We start from the raw sequence: 5,512 nt of genomic DNA, 5'->3' as shown, positions 1-5,512 counted from the left end.
CCCCCGTGGCGGGGGTCGGCGCGATTCCTGTGTGACGTGTGGCCCCGTGTGACCTGTGGCAAAGACCCGACCTGGATGGAGTAAGTGCGATGGCCGAGCGGCGACCCGTGGCGAAGCGGCTCCCGACCTTCCCGTGGGACCGGCTGGCGCCGTACAAGCGCAGGGCCGCCGAGCACCCCGGCGGCATCGTCGACCTGTCCGTCGGCACCCCCGTGGACCCGGTGCCCGCCCTGCTGCGCAAGGCCCTCGCCGACGCCGCCGACGCGCCCGGCTACCCCCAGACCTGGGGCACGCCCGCGCTGCGCGCCTCCGTCGCGGGCTGGCTGGAGCGCCGCCACGGCGTGCGCGTGGCGGAGGGCGCCGTCCTGCCCACCGTGGGCTCCAAGGAGCTCGTGGCCTGGCTGCCCACGCTCCTGGGCCTCGGCGCGGGCGACACGGTCGTCCACCCCGAGCTGGCCTACCCCACCTACGACATCGGCGCGCGCGTGGCCGGGGCCACCCCGGTGGCCTCCGACGGCCTCACCTCCCTCGGCCCCGCCCCCGTCGGACTGGTGTGGGTGAACTCGCCGAGCAACCCGACCGGCCGGGTCCTGGGCACCGTGCACCTGCGCAAGGTGGTGGAGTGGGCCCGCGAGCGCGGCGCGATCGTGGCCTCCGACGAGTGCTACCTCGACCTGGGCTGGGACGGCGCCGAACCGGTGTCCATCCTGCACCCGGACGTGTGCGGCGGCTCCCACGACAACCTGCTGGCCGTGCACTCGCTGTCCAAGCGCTCCAACCTGGCCGGGTACCGCGCGGCCTTCGTCACCGGGGACCCCGCGCTGGTCGAGGAGCTGCTGGCGGTGCGCAAGCACGCCGGGATGATCGTCCCCGCGCCCGTCCAGGCGGCCATGGGCGCCGCCCTGGACGACGACGCGCACGCCACCGAGCAGAAGGAGCGCTACCGGTCCCGCCGTGCCAGGCTGCGCGAGGCCCTGGAGGGCGCGGGCTGGCGCATCGAGCACTCCGACGCCGGGCTGTACCTGTGGGCCAGCCACCCCGACCACGACGCCTGGGGCGCGGTGGCCCACCTGGCCGAACGCGGCGTGCTGGTCGCTCCCGGGGACTTCTACGGCCCGGCGGGCGCCGGGCACGTGCGCGTGGCGTTCACCGCCACCGACGAGCGGGTCGAGGCCGCGGCCGAGCGCCTGGCCTGAGCCGGGGCCGCCGTCCGGGCGGCCCCGCCGGTCGTCCACAGGCGGGCGGAGGCGGTGGCCGCCGCGTGCCGGGGTGTGGTCCCCTTGTCGTATCGGGGGCCCACCCGTCCCGGTGCCATGCGGCGTGCCCGCCTGCCCGCCCGGGCCGCCGGGAGACCGGCGCGCGGGACCGTGCCGCGGTCCACCATCCGAGCCGGTCCGCCACCCGACCCGGCCCGCGGCCGGCCCGGATCACTCCAGGACCAGGCCGCCCCCGGTGTCGCCCCCGTCGGCCGCCGCCCAGTCCTCGGAGTCGCCGGTGCCGTCCGAGGCCCGCCACCGCTGCCCGTCGTAGGACACCGACGTCAGCCCGTACTCCTCGGCGTGGGCCACCGCCCACAGGGCCATCGCCCAGCCCAGGTCACCGGTCCGCGGCTCCTCGTCCCCGTCCAGCGGCAGGTCCGCCGGGGCGGTGCCGAACACCCGCTCCATCTCCTCCAGGGCGGCGTCCGCGTCCGCCTCGCCCGACCGCAGGTCCGCCAGCCCCTCGGCGCCGTACCAGCACGTCAGCGCGGCCCCCTGCGCGCCGGTGAAGACCTCGGCCATCCGCGTGGACAGGCGCTCGTGCTGGTCGTAGGCGTAGCCGTCGGCGCTGCGCTGCACCGCCTGGGCCGCCTCGTAGACCGGGATGGACTCCCAGCCCTCCACCTCCACCAGCTCCTCGTAGAACGAGCTGCTGGCGTACACCGGGTCCAGGATCTGCTCCGGGTCGCCCCACTCCTGCGAGGGCCGCTGCTGGAACAGCCCCAGGGAGTCCCGGTCGCCGTACTCCACGTTGTAGAACGCCGACTCCTGCCACACCGTCGCGAAGGCGATCGTCACGGCCTCCGGGGGCAGGTCCTGGCCGAACGCCACGCCTCCCACCGTGGCCGCGCTCGCGGCCTGGGCGTTCTCCATCGAGTACCGGCCGTCGGCCATCGTCAGGCGGCACCCGGGCTCGGGCGGGGGAGTGGTGTCGATCGGCTCGAACGTGGTCAGCACGTAGTAGGCCCCGGCGACGAGCGAGCCGCAGACGAGGACCAGGGAGAGCAGGATCTTGACGAAGGCGGAGAGCCTCCGGCGCTTACTGGGCACGGGCGAACCAAGGGTCGGCGACAGGTGGGCGCTCCGCACCGGCAGGGGGCGTCGCGCGGGGGCGCACGCGGCGCCACGGCCGCATTGTAGCCGCCGCCGGGGCGGGCGTCGGGTCGTGCGCGAAGGTGACGGCCGCCTCGGGGAGGGGGTGCCCCCGCACCCGGAGCGAGCGGCTAACGTGTGTGCACATGACCAGCTCGTACTCCAGCCCGCTGCCCGACCGCATCGACGAACTCTGGGAGAGCCGCGCCGAGCTCACGCCCGGCCACACCGAGGCCCGTGAGACCATCATCGGCGCGATCGACCAGATCGACGAGGGCAAGGCCCGCGTGGCCTTCGTCGACCCCTCCACCGACGAGGTCGTCGTCGACGAGCGCGCCAAGCGCTCCATCCTCCTCGGCTTCAAGGTCCTGGAGATGAAGGAGTCGCACGTCGGCGACTTCTACCACCACGACCGCATGCCGCTCAAGACCCGCTTCGACGGCGTCCGCGTCGTCGCCGGGGCGATCGCCCGCTGGGGCTCCTACCTCGCCCCCGGTGTCGTCCTGATGCCGTCCTTCACCAACATCGGCGCCCACGTCGGTTCCGGCACGATGGTCGACACCTGGGCCACGGTCGGCTCCTGCGCGCAGGTCGGCGAGAACGTCCACCTGTCCGGCGGCGTCGGCGTCGGCGGCGTCCTCGAACCGCCGCAGGCCTCCCCGGTGGTCATCGAGGACGACGCCTTCCTCGGCTCCCGCAGCATGGTCGTCGAGGGCGCCCGCGTGCGCAAGGGCGCCAAGCTCGGCGCGGGCACCATCCTCACCTCCTCCACCCGCGTGTTCGACGCCGAGACCGGCGAGGAGCTGCCGCGCGGCGAGGCCCCGGCCTGGTCGGTGTGCGTCACCGCCAACCGCGCCAAGAGCTTCCCCGGCGGCGACTTCGGCATGCCGGTGCTGCTCGTGCTCAGGCGCCTGAAGGAGGGCGAGGAGCACGACAAGCTCGCGCTCAACGACCTGCTCCGCGAGCACGGCGTCAACGCCTGACCCGTCCGCACCCGACCGGGGCGCCCTTCCGCACGGGGAGGGCGCCCCGGTCGTCCGTCAGGGCTGGTTCTCGCCGTCCCCCGGTTGCCCCAGACTGGGGTATCGACAGTCACCGGGGGCGCGGACCCCCGGCCCAACGGCTTCCCGACCTCACCGAAACGGGGCGACACATGCTTGACCTGACCTCGGACGCCGCGGCCCTGACCGCCGCCCTCGTGGACATCCGATCCGAGAGCGGCGACGAGAAGGTCCTCGCCGACGCGGTCGAGGGCGCCCTGTCGGCCCTGCCCCACCTGCGCGTCAGCCGCGACGGCGACGCCGTCGTCGCCCGCACCGACCTGGGCCGTCCCCGCCGCGTCGTCATCGCCGGGCACATCGACACCGTCCCCATCGTGGACAACGTGCCCTCCCGCGTCGTCGGCGACCGCCTCTACGGGTGCGGCACCTCGGACATGAAGGCCGGTGTCGCCGTCCAGCTCAGGCTGGCCGCCCTGGTCGCCGAGCCGGTGCACGACGTCACCTACGTCTTCTACGACAACGAGGAGGTCGACGCCTCCCGCAACGGCCTGCTCCGCCTGGCCCGCAACCACCCCGAGTGGCTGGCGGGGGACTTCGCGGTCCTCATGGAGCCCACCGACGGCGTCATCGAGGGGGGCTGCCAGGGCACCATGCGCGTGGAGGTCACCACCCGGGGCAAGCGCGCCCACAGCGCCCGCTCCTGGATGGGCGTGAACGCCATCCACGGCGCCGGAGCCGTCCTGGACGTCCTGCGCGCCTACACCCCGCGCGAACCCGAGGTGGAGGGGCTGCGCTTCCACGAGGGCCTCAACGCCGTGGCCATCGAGGGCGGGGTCGCGGGCAACGTCATCCCCGACGAGTGCGTGGTCCGGGTCAACTACCGCTTCGCCCCCGACCTGTCCGTCGCCGACGCCGAGGCGCACCTGCGCGAGGTCTTCGACGGGTTCGAGCTCGCCGTGGTCGACGCCGCCGCCCCCGCCCGGCCCGGGCTGGACGAGCCCTCGGCAGCGGCGTTCGTCACCGCGGTGGGGGAGGGCAGCGCCCGCGCCAAGCTCGGCTGGACCGACGTCTCCCGCTTCTCCGAGCTGGGCGTGCCCGCCGTCAACTACGGCCCCGGCGACCCGACGCTCGCCCACACCAAGGACGAGTACGCCGAGATCCCCCGCATCCACGAGGCCGAAGAGCGCATGGTCGCCTGGTTGTCGGGCGCCCGCTGAGCCCCCGCCGCGCCCCGGCCGACGGACCCCTGACCAGCCCCGACACCGGCCGGGGCGGCGAAAAGGCCGTTGGTGGTCACCCCCGTGAAACGTGTGGTTCAGGTGTGAGCCGGTTCCACGCGGATAGCTTTACGTCATGACGGAAGAAGAAGAGACCGTACGACGCGCAGGGCCCCTCACCTACCGGGGCGACTCCATCCCCAACACCACCACCGACCAGCGCCTCCTCGACCAGCGGGGACCCACGGACTGGGTGCACACCGACCCGTGGCGGGTGCTGCGCATCCAGTCGGAGTTCGTGGAGGGCTTCGGCCTGCTCTCGGAGCTGCCCTCGGCGGTGAGCGTGTTCGGCTCGGCCCGTCTGCGCCCCGGCAACCGCTACTACGACATCGGCGTCCAGATGGGCGCCAAGCTGGCGGAGGCCGGGTACGCCACCATCACCGGCGGCGGTCCGGGGATGATGGAGGCGGTCAACAAGGGCGCCCAGCAGGCGGGCGGGCTGTCGGTCGGACTCGGCATCGAGCTGCCGTTCGAGCAGTCGCTCAACGACTACGTCGACATCGGGGTGACCTTCCGGTACTTCTTCGTCCGCAAGACGATGTTCGTGAAGTACTCCCAGGCGTTCGTGGTCCTGCCCGGGGGCTTCGGCACCCTGGACGAGCTGTTCGAGGCGGCCACCCTCGTGCAGACCAACAAGGTCACCCGCTTCCCGATCGTGCTGGTCGGCACCGAGTTCTGGGGCGGGATGCGGGACTGGATCCGCTCCAGCCTGCTGGAGAACCAGCTCATCAAGTCGCACGACATGGAGCTGGTCCAGGTGACCGACGACCTCGACGAGGTGGTCGACATCATCCGCAAGTCCCACCTGGACATCCACCGACAGCACGTGCAGTCGGAGGAGCAGCCCGGCCCAGAACTCGGTGCCGACCAGCACGATCGGGAA

The 5,512-nt window shown here is 73.5% G+C and carries 5 protein-coding genes; 4 read left to right on the top strand and 1 reads right to left on the bottom strand.

The features are described from left to right. The first annotated feature begins 89 nt into the window (after window positions 1-89). Window positions 90-1,196 carry a succinyldiaminopimelate transaminase gene (dapC, locus tag DQW06_RS17705; RefSeq protein WP_117198942.1) on the top strand — a complete coding sequence of 369 codons (1,107 nt, stop codon included), beginning with the start codon at window positions 90-92 and terminating at the stop codon, window positions 1,194-1,196. A 231-nt stretch (window positions 1,197-1,427) separates the two neighbouring features. Here dapC and DQW06_RS17700 read toward each other — a convergent pair whose 3' ends face one another. Next, window positions 1,428-2,309, bottom strand: a complete 882-nt coding sequence (locus DQW06_RS17700) for a hypothetical protein (protein ID WP_013154905.1) — start codon at window positions 2,307-2,309, stop codon at window positions 1,428-1,430. Between the two features lie 188 nt (window positions 2,310-2,497). On the opposite strand from DQW06_RS17700, the gene DQW06_RS17695 reads away from it, so the two are divergent. From DQW06_RS17695 to DQW06_RS17685, 3 genes are all read left to right on the top strand, one after another. Further along, window positions 2,498-3,334, top strand: a complete 837-nt coding sequence (locus tag DQW06_RS17695; RefSeq protein WP_013154904.1) for a 2,3,4,5-tetrahydropyridine-2,6-dicarboxylate N-succinyltransferase — start codon at window positions 2,498-2,500, stop codon at window positions 3,332-3,334. Between the two features lie 170 nt (window positions 3,335-3,504). Further along, window positions 3,505-4,569, top strand: coding sequence for a succinyl-diaminopimelate desuccinylase (gene dapE / locus DQW06_RS17690; protein WP_071622714.1), 1,065 nt, complete (start codon window positions 3,505-3,507; stop codon window positions 4,567-4,569). A gap of 136 nt (window positions 4,570-4,705) precedes the next feature. After that, window positions 4,706-5,512: TIGR00730 family Rossman fold protein (locus DQW06_RS17685; protein ID WP_117198941.1), on the top strand; the 807-nt coding region annotated here is incomplete at its 3' end.

It is taken from the genome of Nocardiopsis sp. TNDT3 (genome assembly GCF_003427465.1).
GTDB classification, from domain to species: Bacteria; Actinomycetota; Actinomycetes; order Streptosporangiales; family Streptosporangiaceae; genus Nocardiopsis; species Nocardiopsis dassonvillei.
Note: the sequence above shows the minus strand (reverse complement) of the source record. Positions and strands in the feature narration are given on the sequence as shown.

Coding starts and splice junctions, on each gene's coding strand:
- dapC (WP_117198942.1), top strand. CDS start 90: ATGGCCGAGCGGCGACCCGTGGCGAAGCGGCTCCCGACCTTCCCGTGG.
- DQW06_RS17695 (WP_013154904.1), top strand. CDS start 2,498: ATGACCAGCTCGTACTCCAGCCCGCTGCCCGACCGCATCGACGAACTC.
- dapE (WP_071622714.1), top strand. CDS start 3,505: ATGCTTGACCTGACCTCGGACGCCGCGGCCCTGACCGCCGCCCTCGTG.